Source organism: Streptomyces sp. NPDC102402 (assembly GCF_044765765.1).
In the GTDB taxonomy this organism is placed as follows: Bacteria; Actinomycetota; Actinomycetes; order Streptomycetales; family Streptomycetaceae; genus Streptomyces.
In genome coordinates, this window is record NZ_JBIWKR010000016.1 from 146,404 (window position 1) to 162,556 (window position 16,153).

At 71.6% G+C, this 16,153-nt stretch carries 16 protein-coding genes and 1 pseudogene; 11 read left to right on the forward strand and 6 right to left on the reverse strand.

All coding sequences use genetic code 11. From position 1 onward, the window contains the following. The first annotated feature begins 8 nt into the window (after positions 1–8). Entirely contained in the window at positions 9–1,778 is a 1,770-nt protein-coding gene (argS, locus tag ACIRJR_RS31665) for an arginine--tRNA ligase (protein ID WP_403786994.1), read from the forward strand. 120 nt (positions 1,779–1,898) lie between these two features. On the opposite strand, the gene ACIRJR_RS31670 is transcribed toward argS, so the two are convergent. Beyond that, positions 1,899–3,356, reverse strand: a complete 1,458-nt coding sequence (locus ACIRJR_RS31670) for a helix-turn-helix domain-containing protein (protein WP_403786996.1) — start codon at positions 3,354–3,356, stop codon at positions 1,899–1,901. Between the two features lie 395 nt (positions 3,357–3,751). Here ACIRJR_RS31670 and ACIRJR_RS31675 point away from each other — a divergent pair, with 395 nt between their 5' ends. From ACIRJR_RS31675 to ACIRJR_RS31690, 4 genes are all read left to right on the forward strand, one after another. Beyond that, complete coding sequence (locus ACIRJR_RS31675; protein WP_403786998.1) at positions 3,752–4,513, forward strand: DUF4232 domain-containing protein; 762 nt, start codon at positions 3,752–3,754, stop codon at positions 4,511–4,513. A 283-nt stretch (positions 4,514–4,796) separates the two neighbouring features. After that, positions 4,797–6,080: a peptidase gene (locus ACIRJR_RS31680; RefSeq protein ID WP_403787000.1), complete on the forward strand. Its 1,284-nt coding sequence runs from the start codon at positions 4,797–4,799 to the stop codon at positions 6,078–6,080. Positions 6,081–6,311: 231 nt separating this feature from the next. Beyond that, the gene (locus ACIRJR_RS31685) at positions 6,312–6,554 is read left to right on the forward strand and encodes a DUF397 domain-containing protein (RefSeq protein ID WP_403787001.1); all 243 of its coding nucleotides are present in this window, start codon (positions 6,312–6,314) and stop codon (positions 6,552–6,554) included. An 11-nt stretch (positions 6,555–6,565) separates the two neighbouring features. Next, positions 6,566–7,099, forward strand: a complete 534-nt coding sequence (locus ACIRJR_RS31690; protein WP_403787003.1) for a putative immunity protein — start codon at positions 6,566–6,568, stop codon at positions 7,097–7,099. Positions 7,100–7,165: 66 nt separating this feature from the next. Here ACIRJR_RS31690 and ACIRJR_RS31695 read toward each other — a convergent pair whose 3' ends face one another. Further along, complete coding sequence (locus tag ACIRJR_RS31695; protein ID WP_403787005.1) at positions 7,166–8,452, reverse strand: lipase; 1,287 nt, start codon at positions 8,450–8,452, stop codon at positions 7,166–7,168. 175 nt (positions 8,453–8,627) lie between these two features. On the opposite strand from ACIRJR_RS31695, the gene ACIRJR_RS31700 reads away from it, so the two are divergent. After that, on the forward strand, positions 8,628–9,035 hold the full coding sequence (locus ACIRJR_RS31700) for an SRPBCC family protein (RefSeq protein ID WP_403787007.1): 408 nt from the start codon (positions 8,628–8,630) through the stop codon (positions 9,033–9,035). A gap of 25 nt (positions 9,036–9,060) precedes the next feature. On the opposite strand, the pseudogene ACIRJR_RS31705 reads toward ACIRJR_RS31700, so the two are convergent. Then, positions 9,061–9,257: pseudogene (locus tag ACIRJR_RS31705) on the reverse strand (MarR family transcriptional regulator); the annotation flags it as partial. A 109-nt stretch (positions 9,258–9,366) separates the two neighbouring features. Further along, positions 9,367–10,683 carry a hypothetical protein gene (locus ACIRJR_RS31710; protein ID WP_403787009.1) on the reverse strand — a complete coding sequence of 439 codons (1,317 nt, stop codon included), beginning with the start codon at positions 10,681–10,683 and terminating at the stop codon, positions 9,367–9,369. A 178-nt stretch (positions 10,684–10,861) separates the two neighbouring features. Here ACIRJR_RS31710 and ACIRJR_RS31715 point away from each other — a divergent pair, with 178 nt between their 5' ends. From ACIRJR_RS31715 to ACIRJR_RS31725, 3 genes are read left to right on the forward strand one after another with little or no spacing between them, the layout of a single operon-like run. Beyond that, positions 10,862–11,698 carry a lysostaphin resistance A-like protein gene (locus ACIRJR_RS31715; protein ID WP_403787011.1) on the forward strand — a complete coding sequence of 279 codons (837 nt, stop codon included), beginning with the start codon at positions 10,862–10,864 and terminating at the stop codon, positions 11,696–11,698. Continuing rightward, a complete protein-coding gene (locus ACIRJR_RS31720) occupies positions 11,695–12,849 on the forward strand; it encodes a sensor histidine kinase (RefSeq protein ID WP_403787013.1) in 1,155 nt (384 codons plus the stop codon). The genes ACIRJR_RS31715 and ACIRJR_RS31720 overlap by 4 nt, the downstream gene beginning before the upstream one ends. Then, complete coding sequence (locus ACIRJR_RS31725; protein ID WP_403787015.1) at positions 12,846–13,505, forward strand: response regulator; 660 nt, start codon at positions 12,846–12,848, stop codon at positions 13,503–13,505. The genes ACIRJR_RS31720 and ACIRJR_RS31725 overlap by 4 nt, the downstream gene beginning before the upstream one ends. Before the next feature lie 4 nt (positions 13,506–13,509). Here the strand turns inward: ACIRJR_RS31725 and ACIRJR_RS31730 are convergent, their stop codons facing one another. Continuing rightward, a complete protein-coding gene (locus tag ACIRJR_RS31730) occupies positions 13,510–13,932 on the reverse strand; it encodes an ATP-binding protein (protein ID WP_403787017.1) in 423 nt (140 codons plus the stop codon). Positions 13,933–14,083: 151 nt separating this feature from the next. On the opposite strand from ACIRJR_RS31730, the gene ACIRJR_RS31735 reads away from it, so the two are divergent. Together ACIRJR_RS31735 and ACIRJR_RS31740 are read left to right on the forward strand one after the other, a co-directional pair. Then, positions 14,084–14,869, forward strand: a complete 786-nt coding sequence (locus ACIRJR_RS31735; RefSeq protein ID WP_403787019.1) for a Scr1 family TA system antitoxin-like transcriptional regulator — start codon at positions 14,084–14,086, stop codon at positions 14,867–14,869. Continuing rightward, the gene (locus ACIRJR_RS31740) at positions 14,866–15,048 is read left to right on the forward strand and encodes a DUF397 domain-containing protein (RefSeq protein WP_403787021.1); all 183 of its coding nucleotides are present in this window, start codon (positions 14,866–14,868) and stop codon (positions 15,046–15,048) included. Before ACIRJR_RS31735 ends, ACIRJR_RS31740 begins: the two co-directional genes overlap by 4 nt. Before the next feature lie 8 nt (positions 15,049–15,056). Here ACIRJR_RS31740 and ACIRJR_RS31745 read toward each other — a convergent pair whose 3' ends face one another. Then, positions 15,057–16,013 (reverse strand): MarR family transcriptional regulator, encoded by a 957-nt coding sequence (locus ACIRJR_RS31745; protein WP_403787023.1) that lies wholly within the window; start codon positions 16,011–16,013, stop codon positions 15,057–15,059. Between the last annotated feature and the right edge of the window lie 140 nt (positions 16,014–16,153).

Here is a 16,153-nt window from a genome sequence, read left to right on the forward strand (position 1 = left end):
GCCGGCTCATGGCTTCGGTCCCTTCCCTCGCTTCCACGCTCCAGCAGCAGCTGGCGGACGCCCTGACGGCAGCCCTGCCGGATGCCGGCACCGCGGACCCGCTGCTGCGCCGAAGCGACCGGGCCGACTTCCAGGCCAACGGCATCCTCGCGCTCGCCAAGAAGCTCAAGGGCAATCCGCGCGAGCTGGCCTCCCAGGTCACGGCGGCCCTTCCGGCCGGTGAGCTGATCAAGGACATCGAGGTCTCCGGCCCCGGCTTCCTGAACATCACCCTCACCGACCGGGCGATCGTCGAGACCCTCGCCGCCCGCGCCGCCGACGGCGACCGGCTCGGCGTCCCGCTGAAGTCCGCCGCGGGCACGACCGTCGTCGACTACGCCCAGCCGAACGTGGCCAAGGAGATGCACGTCGGCCACCTGCGGTCGGCGGTCATCGGTGACGCGGTCGTCCAGATCCTCGAGTTCACCGGCGAGAACGTCGTCCGGCGCCACCACATCGGCGACTGGGGCACGCAGTTCGGCATGCTCATCCAGTACCTCTTCGAGCACCCGGACGAGCTGAAGCACGAAAGCGACCAGGCCGACGGCGAGGCGGCCATGTCGTCGCTGAACCGCGTCTACAAGGCGTCGCGGGTCCTCTTCGACTCCGACGAGGAGTTCAAGGCCCGCTCCCGCGACCGGGTGGTGGCCCTCCAGGCCGGCGACCCCGAGACGCTGGCGCACTGGCAGCGATTCGTCGACGAGTCGAAGATCTACTTCTACTCCGTCTTCGACAAGCTCGACATGGTCATCTCCGACCCCGACATCGTCGGCGAGTCCGGTTACAACGACATGCTCGAGGAGACCTGCCGGATCCTGGAGGAGACGGGCGTCGCCGTCCGCTCCGAAGGTGCCCTGTGCGTGTTCTTCGACGACGTGAAGGGTCCGGACGGCAACCCGGTCCCGCTGATCGTCAAGAAGACCAACGGCGGCTACGGCTACGCGGCCACCGACCTCTCCGCCATCCGCGACCGGGTGCAGCAGCTCAAGGCCGACACCCTGGTCTACGTCGTGGACGCCCGGCAGTCCCTGCACTTCAAGATGGTCTTCGAGACCGCCCGCCGCGCCGGCTGGCTCAACGAGGGCGTCACGGCGCACCAGCTCGCCTTCGGCACGGTCCTCGGCAAGGACGGCAAGCCCTTCAAGACCCGTGAGGGCACCACCGTCCGGCTGGAGGACCTCCTCGACGAGGCCGTCGAGCGGGCCACCGCCGTGGTCCGGGAGAAGGCCGAGAAGGTGGGCCTGTCCGAGGACGAGATCGTCGAGAACGGCCGGTACGTCGGTGTCGGCGCCGTGAAGTACGCCGACCTGTCGACCTCCGCCGTGCGGGACTACAAGTTCGACCTGGACCAGATGGTGTCGCTCAACGGCGACACGTCGGTGTACCTCCAGTACGCCTACGCCCGGATCCGCTCCATCCTTCGCAAGGCGGGCGAGGCGAAGCCCGCCGCGCACCCGGAGCTGGAGCTGGCCCCGGCCGAGCGGGCGCTGGGCCTGCACCTGGACCAGTTCGGCGCGGTCCTGGAGGAGGTGGCCACGGGCTACGAGCCGCACAAGCTGGCCGCGTACCTCTACCAGCTGGCCTCGCACCTCACGACGTTCTACGACCAGTGCCAGGTCCTGAGCGACGAGAACGCGCCGGAGGTCGTCGAGAACCGCCTGTTCCTCGTCGAGCTCACCGCCCGCACCCTGCACCAGGGCATGAAGCTGCTCGGCATCAGGACGCCCGAGCGCCTCTGACTCCGCCCCCGGCCGCCGCCACGGCGTCCGCGCGCAGCACGGGGACCGCCCGTGCGGGACACCGTCCCGCACGGGCGTCCGCCTGCGAGGCTGCTCCCTGCCCCGCCGTACCGGACTCGGTCAGTACTCCTCCGGAACCCACTGGGCCGTGTCCGAGCGGTACTGGTACTTCGGCCGGGCGGTGAGGCTGCTCGTACGGAACGGTTCACCGCCGTCGTCGATGCGCAGGGTCCCGCTCCGGCCGCCGCTGGTCCACTCCAGCTCCAGGTACCAGGTGACGTCGTGCCCCTCCACGTGCGCGTCGAGGTTGAAGACCTCGACGTCGGTGGAGCTCACCCGGTAGGGGAAGTCCTTCGCGGGGACGACCGTGTCCCCGTCGGTCCCCGCGACGGGCTTCGAACGCGGCCGGCTGTCGTCGAGGTCGATCTCGAAGGACTGCGGCGTGATCCCGCTTCCGCAGCCGCTGCCCATCGAGTACGCGGACCGGGCGAGCGCCGCGTCGCGCCCCAGCACCCGCACGTGCAGCCCGTTCAGCACGACCGCTTCCCCGGTCGTCCCCTGAAGGGTGAGTTCGAGCATCATGTCGCCCCCGTCCACACCCCCGAGCGCTCTCGCCCAGCCACGGGTGTCCTGAGGCGGGGGCGGTGGGGGGACGTCGTCAGGCTCCTGGTCGAGCAGGTAGTACTGCCCGCAGGGCGACTCCCAGTTGTACGAGCTGATCGTGGCGCTCACGGGCACGCCCCCGCTCCGCGGCCGCTGCGGCGAGGACGAGGTCGTGGGCTTGTCGCCGCCCCCGCCGGCCTTCGGGGAAGCGGTGCGGCCGGCCGTCGCGGAGGGGCTGCCGCTGCTGCTCGGCTTCCCGCTCCCGCTCGCGCTCGCCCGCCCGCTCGGCACGACGGGCGCATGACTGGGCGCCGCGTTCGACTGCTTGTCGTCGGCCGGCCCGTCGCCCCCGATCCCCCGTACGGCGAGGGCCACCGGCACGGTGAGCGCCACGACGGCCACGGCGGTGAGCAGGACCCTCAGTCTCCTGGTGGTGGGGCGCCGGGGACCGGGGGCGGTCCCCGGATCGCTTCCCTCGGGTGTCACGTCCTCCGACACGGATTCCGCTTCGCCCCCAGGGCTCGCTTCCGTATGAGGCTCGGCACCATCAGGTGCCGCGGCCTTCTGGGCGGCGGGCACCGGCACGGCCGCCTCCGGGACGGCGGGCGACGGCTCGGACAGCTCGGGTCCGGCCGGGGACGGTGCGACGGGATCAGGGCCGGCGAGGACGGGCGGGGCGGCGGCAGGATCGCCGCCGGTACCGCCCGCCTCCGGCTTCCTCGCCCCGCGCCGCTTCGCCTCGTCGGCGAGGATCCACTTCCGGTGCAGTGCCATCAACTCGTCGGCCGACGCCCGGCACACCCGCGCGAAGCGTTCGACGGGCGCGTAGTCATGAGGGACGGCGTCCCCGTTGCAGTACCGGTGCACGGTCGAGGTGCTCATGTGCAGCTTCTGCGCGAGCGCCCCGTAACTGAGCCCGGACCGCTCCTTCAGCCCCCTGAGCAGCGCCGCGAAGTCCTGGATCTCTGTGCCCACCCCGACCGTTCCCCTTCCGTTCCATCCCGGGAAGGCGTTCCAGGGAGGTGATGTCCGCGCAGGTCAGAGGGTGCGAAAGCGTTCCGGCGTCCCGCATGCCCCGGCAGCCGTTGCGGCCGGATTCCGGGGCCGGAAAGGTTGTGGACACACCGCGGCGTTCCCCGCGATCCGTACATCCCACCCTCACCCGTCCCGGGAGCCGCCGTGCGCAACCGACCTGAGATCAGCCTGACCGACGCGGTGGCCACGGGAGTGCTGATCGCCTGCATCGCGGTCGTCATCGCACTCCTGTAACGCCTCTGACCACGCGTCACCGCTCAGTACACCCGCCCGCACCGCAGGGCGCCAACTCGGCGCTCCGGGCGCTCACCACCTTCGAACGGGGAGATCCACTCATGCGTAACCTTCGCTTCCGCCACGCCGCCCGCACCTCCGCCCTGGGCACCGCCGCACTGATCGCCGCCCTGTCCCTGACGGCCTGCCAGAGCGGCGGCCCGGAATCCGCCGACGGCTCCGGCGGCTCGGAGTCCCAGGCGTCGGCCGCCGGCACCTCCGCGGCCCCGGTGGCGGACAGGAGCAAGGACGAGGCCACGGACAAGGCCGGGACCACGGCCGAAGACACGGGCACCACCGGCTCCGGTTCGGGCACCGCAAAGGATTCCGGTTCCGCCACCTCGAAGCCCGCCGCGAAGCCGGCGGGAGCACAGCGCGGCAGCGGCGGCGCCAAGGACGGGGCCCTGCCCACCTGCACCGGCGCGAACACGGAGCTCACCATGACGAGCGTCCAGCGCCCCGTCAACCACATGCTGCTCACGGTGACCAACACCGGTTCGAAGTCCTGCTACGCCTACTCCTACCCGTTCCTCCGGTTCGGGGAGGCGCAGTCCGTGCCCCAGGTCGTCGAGGACAGCGTGCCGCAGTCCGTCGTCGTCCTCGCCCCCGGCGAGTCCGCGTACACCGGCGTCAGGACCTCGTCCGCCGACGGCAGCGGCACGGGCGGCTACTCGACCAAGGAACTGACCGTCGGCCTCCAGGGTCGCGACGGCGGTTCCGAGGGCCCGATGGTGAACGTCCCGCTCGGCAAGGAGGTCTACGTCGACAGCACCCTGGCCGTGACGTACTGGCGGACCGACATGGACGACGCCCTCATGTACTGACCGGCGCGGCGCAGGTGGGGGCAGGGCCGCGACGGGACGTCAGGCACGCCGCAGGCCCGCCCCCAGTGGCATTGATCACAGCGAAAGCGCGGACGGGGAAGGCAACTGCGCCCTTTCGCCACCTCTGTCCACCACGAGGGTGTGGTAGAGGCGGGAACGTGTGAAGAAAACGTGACGCTCGATCGCCGCCCCGGTCATACGATCACCTCACGTCGCATCTGCGTGCCCCATTTCCGCTGCGACCCCTTCTTCTTGTTCTCGTTCCGTGCCTCGAAGGGCCCTTGTGAAGATTCGCCGCATACTTGCCACAGCCGTTGCCGCCGCAGTCACCACGCCGGTGGTCCTGCTGTCGGTCACCCCCGCGTTCGCAGACGACAAGCCGGCGGCGCAGACGCAGAACAAGCCGTCCGTCGCGGAGCTGGAGAAGGCCGCCGCCGCGGCACAGGCCGTGTACGACGACGCCGTGGCGGCCGAGGAGGCCGCCGAGGCGGCCATGGAAGCGGCCGCGTCCGACACCGCCCCCCTGGCCGTGACCGCCAAGGCCGCCCGGGACACCGCGGCGGAGGCCGCCACCGCGAAGACCACCGCCGACGAGGCCGTCGTCGCCGCGCAGGCCGCGGTCGACGACCTCACGGACGCGGCCACCGACGAGGAGAGGAGCGCGGCGGAGTCCGCGCTCACCGAGGCGAAGACCGCCGCCAAGGCCGCTGACGACGCCAAGGTCGCCGCCGACGACGAGGCCGAGAAGGCCGGGAAGGCGCTCGACGACTACCGGGTCGCCGCCGCAAAGGAGCTGCACAAGGCCCGGAAGGCGCTGGAGCAGGCGCTCGCCGACAAGAACTCCGCCGACGAGGCCCTGGCCAAGGCGAAGGAAGAGGAGGCCGAGGGCGGCGGCGAGGACGAGACGTGCGTCCCCGAGCCCAAGCTCACCACGGTCGTCACCGGCCTGCCGTCCACCGTCGTCGCCGGCACGAAGACCGACTTCAAGCTCCGGGTGACCAACGGCACCGGCAAGACGATGGACGAGGTGTACCCGTTCGTCTACGTCCACGCGACCGACAAGAGCGGGCTCAAGGGCCTCGACGACCTGGTGCGTCTGCAGTGGTCCTCGGGCTCGTCCAAGACGTGGAAGAACGTCGACAACGAGAACTACATCGACCGCATCAGCCCGCTGAAGGCCGGCGCCCACGCCGACATCAAGATGCGCCTGACCGTCGACGCCAAGGCCCCCGCGGGCAACGGCGTCACCTTCGTCGCCGGTGACTACTGGAACGACAACGGCACCTGTGGCGGCAGCCCGGACCTCGAGGGCTACGAGTTCATGATCGCCGCGGCAGGCAGCAAGCCCGGCAAGACCCCGGACGCCACGGTCGGCACGACCAAGCCGAACAACTCGAACCTCACGCCGCAGACCGGCGCGTCAGCCACTCCGGCGGGCGGCACCCTCGCCGCCACGGGCTCCTCCGACGCGACGTCGCAGCTCGCCCTCGCGAGCGGGGCGGCCATGGCGATCGGCGCGGGCGCGGTGTTCGTCGTACGCCGCCGCAAGGCCGGCACCCACGCCTGACCCCTGAGGCGGGGTGCCGGCCAGGCACCCCGACCCGGGCGATGACCACCCGGCGGGCCCGGCACCGGACAACGGTGCCGGGCCCGCCGGTGCGTCACGGCCCGCGCCGACGTCAGGTGCGCCGTTCACGTGACGTGGTGACTCTCTGTGCCTACCCTCAGGTAGTAGGCGAACCGGTACAGAATTCTTGTACGGGCCGCGCATGCGTGAAGACCGGCTGCCAGGAGAGCAATGAGCACCGCACGTGAGTGGTTCAAGTCGACCTACGGCAGCGACGAGGGCGGTGCCTGCCCCGAAGTCGCCTACGCATGGCGCAAGTCCAGCTACAGCGGCAGCGACGGCGGAAACTGCCTCGAAGTCGCCGCCCACCCCACCGCCATCCACATCCGCGACTCCAAGAACCCCGACGGCCCGGTCTTCACCGTCGCCCCCGCCGCCTGGTCGTCCTTCGCCGCGTACGCCGCACGGCGCTGAGCCGCGAAGCCGTGGCGGAGGAAGCGGTCGAGGTCGAGCTGAGCACGCAGGACCTCCGCGAGGTGACGGCGTTCGCCGCAGCGTGCGCGGAGGCGGTGCTGGAGGTCTTCGAGGCCGACCGACCGGACGATGCACGCCCTCGTGAAGCGATCGGCGCCGCCTGGGAGTTCGCGCGGGGCGGTAAGCGCGGAAAGGCCCTGCGCGACACGGCGTGGGCGGCGCTCAAGGCGGCGAAGGGCGCGGACACCCCTGCCGGCCGTGAGGCGGCGCGGGCGGCGATGGCAGCTGCGGGCGCCGCCTATCTGCATCCACTGCCCAAGGCCACCCAGGTCAAGCACATCCTCGGGGCAGCCGCGCACGCCGCCAGGACGGCCGAGCTGCTCGCCGACGACGACCCGGCCGTGGGCGCCGACCACGTCGAGCGAGCGGTGGGGCACGCGACGCCGGGCGTCGTGGACGTACTCACGCGCTATCCGGCGGCACCGACCGGCGGCGGACGCGTCGGTGAGCTGATCCGCATGCTGGACGAAGGCCTCCGCCGGTGACGGCGGCAGACCACGCCCGACAGGTGCGTCCGTAGCACGATCAGCGCCGCCGGCCGGTGCCGCCGGTCACCGCCCTCGCAGCGCGCCGAACCAGCGGATGATCGCAGGCGTGGCCGCGACGTTGGATCCCGAGTGGCGCGACTCCTGGTGGTCGACTGCGCCGACATCGACGACCGGGGCCCTCACACCGTTCCGCCGCAGGGCCGACCGGCATTCCTCGGTGTTGGCGGTGACGGCCTGCTCGTCCCCGGTCGCCATGTACAGCCGGACCGGGGCGTCCGGCACCCAGTCGGTGCACACGGCGTCGGTGGTGCGCAGCGCGCCCGCCAGCGCCCCGGTCGGATGCTCCAGCACGGCACGGCCATGGTCGGTCAGCAGAGCGTCCACCGTCGCCGGGAGGCCGCCCATGAGCTGTTGCCCGGTGTGGGTGCCGTCGAACAGCGCCTCGACCTCGGGCGCGTAGTCCTTGTCGAAGACCTCGTAGGGGCTGTCGTAGACCGGGTGGAGCCGGTTGAACGCCACCAGCGTGTACGCCGCGTAGACCACACCCGACTTCGCGTGCAATTCGCCCCCGAACAGCGCGGGCAGCTCCGTGCCGCCGAAGTCGTACGCGCCGCTGACCGGTGCCAGCGCGCCCAGCCTGAACCACCGGTCCTCACCCGCTTCCAGGGCCCGCCCCAGCCCCAGGGCCGCGGAGGCGCCCTGCGAGAAGCCGGTGACCTGGACGTCGCGCTCCAGCGCATGGCCGGTGCGGGGCGCGAAGGCGCGGGCGGCGCGCAGCATGTCCAGGGACGCCGTGGTCTCCGAACCGATGTCCATCCAGGGGTGCAGCCCCGGGCCCGTACCCATCCCCAGGTAGTCGGGCGCCACCCCGGCGGCACCCGCCGCCGCGTGCGCGACGACCGGTGCCGACACGAACCTGGCACGCTGCATGGACGGTGAGTCGTCCTTGTGGACGCCCGTCCCGTGGGCGAAGGAGACGGGCTGTAAACGCCGTTCGGAGGCGAGCGGCAGCACGAACAGCCCGCTCGCCGTCGTGGGCCGTCCGTGCACGTCGACCGTCCGGTAGACCAGCCGGTACGCGACCACCCCGTGCCGGACGGTGTCGCCCCCGAACCCGGCTGCGGCCAGTTCGGCGACCACGGCCTCCGGCGTGGCGAGCGTGTACAGCTTCTCTGCGGACACCAGCGTGCCCCGCGCCTGCGCACGGGCAGGGGGCGGCCCGGCAGCGGCGGCGGTGGCGGCAGCGGGCCCGCCGAGCAGGAGCGCGCAGCAGAGGGCGGCCAGCGGCGCCCTCAGCCGGCGGCGGTACCGGTTCCCGGCGGACGGCAGTGGTGGTACGGAGGTGGTCATGCTTCTCCCGAGTGAGGCCGGACAGCTACCCGTCCAGCCTCACGAGCGGCGAGCGGCACCGCATTGGGGCGGGCCCCCGAACCACCGTGAGGGATGCCCCCGGCCGGGCGCCTCCGAGTGCGGACGTCCGATCCGTTCAGGACGACGGCACGGCCGGCTGGGTAGCGTCGCTGCCATGACCACATCTGACGCCGAAACCCTCCACATCAGCATCCGCATCGACCGCCCCGCCGGCCAGGTCTACGCCTACGCGTCGGAGCCGTCCCACCTGCCCGAATGGGCGGCGGGGCTCGGGGCGTCGATCGAGGAGACCGACGGGCAGTGGATCGCCGACTCCCCCATGGGCCGTGTCGTGGTCGACTTCGCGCCCAGGAACGACCTCGGCGTCCTCGACCACCACGTCACCCTGCCCTCGGGCGAGACCGTGTACAACCCGGTACGCGTGATCGCGGACGGCTCCGCCTGCGAGGTCGTCTTCACGCTGCGCCGACGGCCCGGTGTGAGCGCGGAGGAGTTCCGCCGCGACGAGACCGCGGTCTCCGCCGACCTCGCGACGCTCAAGCGGATCGTGGAACAGGCCTGAGACCACGGGGCCCACACTGCTCGTCCAGCGCCGAGGCCACGGCCTGCTGTCCGTAGAGCGGGAGCTGCTTGGCCAGACCCTTGACGTCCATGGCGGCGCCCTCGGGCAGCTCGTCGACGAACCGGCGATGCTGCGCTCCCGCAACGGCAGCAACACGAAGTCGTCGGCGCGGCGCGGCTGCTGGTCCGGAGCGGATCGCTTGCCGTAACCGGGATCGGTCATCGGGTACGGGCGCGAGGAAGCAGGCGCGCGCCGGCACCGTAAGCAGTCGCGACTCTCCGCCGCAACTTGTCCACCATTAGCCATACTTGCTGGCCGTGACGGGTGCCCCTCACATGAACCGTGAGCTGCCCACCGGTCCGGACGACTGGAGCCGGGCCCGGTCACCCCCCAGCCACGTGCCGCGCACCCCCGCGGCGAACTCCGTGAGCGCTTCGACGGGGTCGGGCGGCGTCTGCCCGTCGCCGCCGTCCGGCTCCGGGTCCGACGCCACGATTTCCGCCGCGATCTCCGCCTCCGGCCGCGTGTCGGGCTCCCCGGTCTCCACCGCGCCGTCGGCGCCCGGCAGCAGCCGCTCACCCCACGGCGCCACGACCGACTGGTGGAGGAAGGTGACACTGTCGGCGGTGACGGCGGGCGGATCGGTCCAGCAGCTCGCGTGCTCGTGCAGGACCTGACCCGGGGCCCGGTGGAAGAGCTGCTGGACGGCTTCCGCGCCCTGCTCGGTACGGCCGGTCTCGTCGAGGTCGTAGGCGATGACGACGGTGTCCTCCCGGCCTGCCTCGAACGGCACCGTCACGAGCCCCAGCACCTCGGCGGCGGCCAGCCCCAGGATCCGGCTCCCCCGGTCCGGCAGCAGCGACACCGAACGCGGCTGGACCCCGGCGGCCGCCAGCACCGACTTCAGCCTCAGCAGGCCGTTCAGGCACTGCTCGTGGCTGTCCTGGATCCAGGCGTACCGGCCCGTCATCCCCGCGTCGAAGCCGAACGGGGAGAGGGTGCCCAGCACCGTGCCACCCATGACGTACTGCCAGCCCCGCAGATCCGTCCCACCGAGCGGACTCACCGCCCCCGCACCGGCCGCCCGCTCCAGCACCAGGTTCTGCCGGTCCCGTGCGCCCAGCCACATCTCGTCGTCGGGAGCGGGCAGACGCGCGTGGTGGAGCCGGGCCAGCTCCAGATCCCCCGCCAGCACGGCGTTGAAGACCAGGAGGTAGCGATCGGGCCAGTCGGCGAGACCGCCCTCGCGCGCGAGCAGCACGTCCACCGCCTCCCGGTGCCACTCCTCGCGCTCGTACGCCGAGACCAGCTCGCGCAGCAGCCCCGCCGAGTCCGGCGCCAGCCGCACGGCCTCCCGCAGGGCGGGTATCGCCAGGTAGGACACCCCGCGCTCCACACACGCGTACCCGTAGTCGTACAGGGACCGGACCCGGTCCGGGTGCTCCGCGAGCTCCTTGGCGGCCTTGCGCAGGTCGTCGAAACCCGCCGCCCCGGCGGCCCGAGCGACGACGACGGCGACCTCCCCCAGCGGCGCCGACGGGGCCTGCCTCAACTCGCTCAGCGCACCGGGGACATCACCTCCGTCGAGGCACTCCCAGGCAGCGGCGAGTTCGGGGGACGTGGGGCGGCGATTCCTGCGCGAGAACATGCGGGCGATCCTCCCCGTAGCCGGGTGCGCCCTCAACCGAATTGATCGCCTCGTGGTGCCTGTCCCCCGCGCGAGCTACGCCGAGGTGTCCACCGTGAGGTGACGATCGCGGACCGCCGGATCCGTAGCGTTCGAGGCACCGCGGCACTCCGGCCGCGGACCCGCAGAAGGAGCGTTCATGAGGTTCGTCTGGCAGCTGTTGGCCGTCGTGGTGGTCGCCATGATCGGCGGTCAGGCCGTCGCCGCCGTGGAGGACAACCCCTGGCTCCAACTCGTCCTGGGACTCCTGACAGCCGTGGTCGCCGTACCCGTCTACGGATGGGTGGTCCGCAGGACCGAGCACCGCCCGTCCACCGAGGTCGCCCGCAAGGGCGCCGAGGCCGCGATCGCCCGGGGACTGCTGATCGGCGTCGCGATGTTCGGCGCCGTCATCACGAACATCTACTTCAACGCGCACTACGAGATCAACGGCCTGGGCTCGGTCACCGGCGCCATAGGGCTGGTCGGCTTCATGGCGGCAGCAGCCGTGACGGAGGAACTGCTCTTCCGCGGCGTCCTGTTCCGCATCATCGAGGAGCGCACCGGCACCTGGATCGCGCTGACTCTGACCGCGGTGCTGTTCGGCGCCTCCCACCTGCTCAACCCCGACGCCACCCTGTGGGGCGCCCTCGCCATCGCGATCGAGGCCGGTGGCATGCTCGCCGCCGCCTACGCCGCGACCCGCAACCTGTGGGTCCCGATCGGCCTGCACTTCGGCTGGAACTTCGCGGCGGCCGGCATCTTCAGCACCGAGGTCTCCGGCAACGACACCCCGCAGGGACTCCTGGACACCGTCACGTCGGGCCCGGAATGGGTCACCGGCGGCGCCTTCGGCCCCGAAGGCAGCGTGTACTCGGTGGCGTTCGGATTCCTGATCACCCTCGCCTTCCTGTGGCTGGCCCACCGGCGCGGCAACCTGGTGCCCCGACGCCGCGGCGCCGCCAAGGAAGCCGCCCCCACTACACTCCCCCGATGACCGGACTCGCGCGGATCCAGGACCTGTGGCGCCGGCCGGACGCCGCACTCTGGTACGCCCCGCTGGCCCTGCTGCTCCTCGCCGCGTCGATCCTGCCGGGCTTCCGCAACAACGGCACGGAGCTCGGCGGCCTCCCGTCCCGCCCGTTCGACGCCCTGGCGATCGTGGCGATCGCCCTCCAGTGCCTCCCGCTCGCCGCGCGCAGGCGGTGGCCTGTCATCTGCTTCGCCCTGGTGGCGCTCGGGTTCGCCCTTGACCAGCTCCGCGGCTACCACACGCTCGCGGGCACCGCGCTGCCCATCGCGCTGATCAGCCTGGCGTCCCTCCTGGAACACCACCGGCGAGCCACCGCCCTCGCCATCTCCGCGGCGTACGTCCCGCTGGCGGTCGCACTCCACCGGCTCGGCCCTGGCTACCCGCCGAGCGAGTTCGTGACGTTCTACCTGGCCGTGGCACTCGCCTGGGCCGTCGGGGTATGGCTCCGCGACACCCGGGCCCTGGAGGCCGAGCGCCGCAACCGCGTCGCCGAGGACACCCGCACCGCCGAACGGGCCCGCATCGCCCGCGAACTCCACGACGTCGTGACCCACCACGTGACGGCCATGGTCGTCCAGGCCGAGGCGGCACGCTATCTGACCGCCGCACCCGACCGCCTCGACCAGAGCCTGACCGCCGTCACCGACACCGGGCGGCGGGCCATCACCGATCTGCGGCACCTGCTCGACCTGCTCAACCCCGACCACGGCACCGAGCCGAGGACACCGGCCGCCGGCCGGCTCCTCACCCTCGTCGAGCAGACCCGGCGGGCCGGGCAGCCCGTGGAGTTCACCGAGGAGGGCACACCGGCCGAATCGTCCGGCAGCGCCGACCTCGTGGCCTACCGGGTGGTGCAGGAGTCCCTGACGAACGCCCTCAAGTACGCTCACGGCAGCCGCACTTCGGTCCGAGTGCGTCATGGCGAGAAGGAAATCACCGTGGAGGTCGGCACGGACGGCTCCGGCTCGCGGACGGCCGGACTCTCCGGGAGCGGGCGCGGCCTGGCCGGCCTCCGCGAACGGGTCGACGTCCTCGGCGGCGACTTCAGCGCGGAGAAGCAGAAGGACGGCGGCTTCACCGTCCGGGTCCGCATACCCGCCGGGAGCCCCTCGTGACCGAGCCGATCCGTGTCCTCATCTGCGACGACCAGGTCCTGATCCGCACCGGCCTGTCGACGATCATCGACGCGCAGCCCGACCTCGAGGTCGCGGGCGAGTGCGGGGACGGGCGGACCGCTGTCGACCTCGCCGGGGAACTGCGCCCGGACGTCGTGGTCATGGACATCCGCATGCCGGTCCTCGACGGCATCGCGGCCACCCGCCTGCTGGCCGGCGCCGGAGTGCCCCACCCCGTCAAGGTGCTCGTGGTGACCACGTTCAACCTCGACGAGTACGTCTACGAGGCACTGCGCGCCGGCGCCAGCGGCTTCCTCCTCAAGGACGCCCCGCCGGACCGGCTGCTCCACGGCATCAGGACCGTCGCCGCCGGCGCGGCCCTCCTGGACCCCGACGTGACCCGCCAGCTGGTCGGCCGGTACGCCGCCCGGATCCGGCCCACCGACGACAAGAGCTCCGGCATCCCGCTGACCCCCCGCGAGCTGGAGGTCCTGCGCCTCATCGCGGACGGCCTCTCCAACAACGAGATCGCCGCGTCCCTCGTGATCAGCCGGGAGACGGTCAAGACCTTCGTCTCACGCATCCTCACCAAGCTCGGCCTCCGCGACCGCGTCCAGGCGGTCGTCTACGCCTACCGCCAGGGCCTGGTGTCCTGAGCCATCAGGACGTCACACCCGGCCGCTGAGGCCGCGTGAACGCACACCACACGACCTTGCCGGGCTCCCGTTCCCCGACGCCCCACCGGTCGGCGAGCGCGTCGACGAGCAGCAGCCCACGCCCCGACTCCCCCTCCGGCCGCAGCACCGCAGGCACCCCGCCCCCGCTGTCGTGCACCTCCACGGACAGCACCCGCCCCTCCCCCTCCAAGCGCAGCCGGACCAGATACCCGCGCCCCGGCGGTACCCCGTGCAGCAGCGCGTTGGTCGCCAGCTCACTCACGCACAGCAGCACGTCGTCGAGCCGCGCCCCGAACCCCCAGTCGGTCACGGCCTCGCGCACGAACTCCCGTACCGCAGGCACCGAGCGACGTTCACGCCGGCAGAAGCGCTCACGGAGCAGCGAGAGTTGCGTCGTCTCGTTCATGAGACAAGCGTCACTCTCTGTGTCTATCGTTAGCAGTAGGTGAGCACGTACAGATCCGTTGTACGGGTCTCCGATGCGTGGAGTACGCACCAGGGCGGGGAGGCCGAACCGTATGCACCCCAGGAAACGGCAGCGCAGGAACGCGTCGGCCATGAAGCTCGTCGGCAAGCTGGTCGGCCTGTTCCGCGTCGCGGCGGGCCTGACCCAGGCCCAGCTCGCGGACCGGGCGGCCGTACAGGTGGAGACGATCGCCTCCATCGAACAGGGCCGCCGCGCCCTCCTCCCCGACCTGGCCCGGCGCCTGGACGCGCTGCTGGACACGAAGGGGGCGCTGGAGACGGCGGTGGACAATATGCCGGAGGTGGACCTGATCCCGGCGTGGGCGGAGCAGTACATGGACCTGGAGCGGGAGGCACTGGCGCTGTCCTGGTTCGAGAACCAGGTACTGCCAGGATTGCTTCAGACGGAGAGCTACGCACGTGCGGTGTTCCGCACCGACGTCCCAGCTCTTGATGATGAGGAGGTCGACAGACGGGTCGCCGCCAGGATGGAACGTCTGGAGATCCTGCACCAGCAGGAGCCTCCTACGGCGAGTTTCGTCATCTCAGAGGCGATCCTCAGGGACCGTCTCGGCGGGGACGACGTTTACATGGAGACCCTCCGACACGTGCGTGAGTGCACCGAGATCACAGGAATCACCATCCAGGTCATGCCCCTGGGCCGATACACGCACGCAGGCCTCTCGGGACCTTTCATCCTTGTGGAAACCCCTGACCACCAACGCCTCGCTTACACGGAAACCCAGCGCGGCAGCCAGCTGATCTCGGTCCCAGACGACGTGAGCATCCTGGAGCGCAAATATGCGATGCTGCGAACACAGGCCCTCAACACCGAGGAATCTCAGGGCTTGCTGGAACGGCTTCTAGGAGAGCGATGAGCACCGCACTTGAGTGGTTCAAGTCGAGCTACAGCAGCGAGCAGGGCGGCGCCTGCATCGAGGTCGCCGCACAGCCCTCCGCCATCCACGTCCGCGACTCCAAGGCCCCCGAGGGCCCCACCCTCACCGTCGCCCCCGCCACCTGGTCGGCCTTCGCCGCATTCGCGGCCAGGAGCTGACCTGACGATCAGGGCGCTTTGAGCAGGTCACGCAACTCGGCGACGTAGGTACGCGCATCCCGTTCGGCGGGCAGTTCGACGGAAGCCTCCGGCGTCCCCTCGGCAGGCTGCCGACAGGCGCGGCAGAGGCCGTCGGGCAGCGCCTCGGCGCGGCCGGGCACGCCGCACTTGGTGCACTCCATCATCACCCGCCGGACGGTCGCACCGGGCGCGGGCGGCACCGGGGCGGCGGCCACCTGGGGCGGTAGCTTGTCCGCGAGACGGCGGCGGACGAGGCCGACCGGCGAGTCGACCCCGGCGGGTAGCCCGGCAACGAGCGCCTGCACGAGGTAGTCGGCATCCACGCCGCGCGTGAACCACGCGGCGGCCAGCGGCTCCAGGACCGCACAGTCAGCGGCGGAAAGTGCCAGACGGGCATCGACGCGGCCCAGTCGCGCCAGGGCGGCGTACGCGGGCGAGTCACCCTCCAGCACGGGCGGAACCGGCTCCGGCGCCCGCTGCTGCGGCACCACGTCAGTCACCGGCCGGACGGCAACGGGCTCGGCAACCATCGGCTGCGAGCGCTCCGCACCGACGAGCGCGCTCCACCACTCGTTGTCGCGGGCGGTGCGGGACCAGAACGTGCGGAAGACCCAGCGCACTTGCCCACCCTCACCGGTCACCAGGCATCGCACGCGTCGCAGGTACCCGGCGACGGACAGGGCTTTCAGGGCCGAACCGACCGCCTGCTGCCCGTAGAGCGGCAACTGCTTGGCCAGCCCCTTGACGTCCATGGCCGCGCCGTCGGGAAGCTGGTCGATGAACCCGGCGATGTGCCGCTCACGCATCGGCAGCAACATGAAGTCACCAGCGCAACGGGGCTGTTGGTCCGGGGCTGATCGCTTGCCGTAGCCGGGATTGGCCATCGGATACGGGCGCGAGGAGGCGGGGACACGCAGGGCAGAGCTAGGGTGCTCGATAGCCACGGGATCGCTCTTTCGATCTTGCGGTGAGACCCCGGCCTGGTGTTGCTAGTGCCGCATCAGGCAACGTTTGCCCTGTTGTCGGTGGGCGGTGCCAGCGCGTGCTGAGTAACGCGGTTACTGGGCGTCGAGCTGGTGGTCAG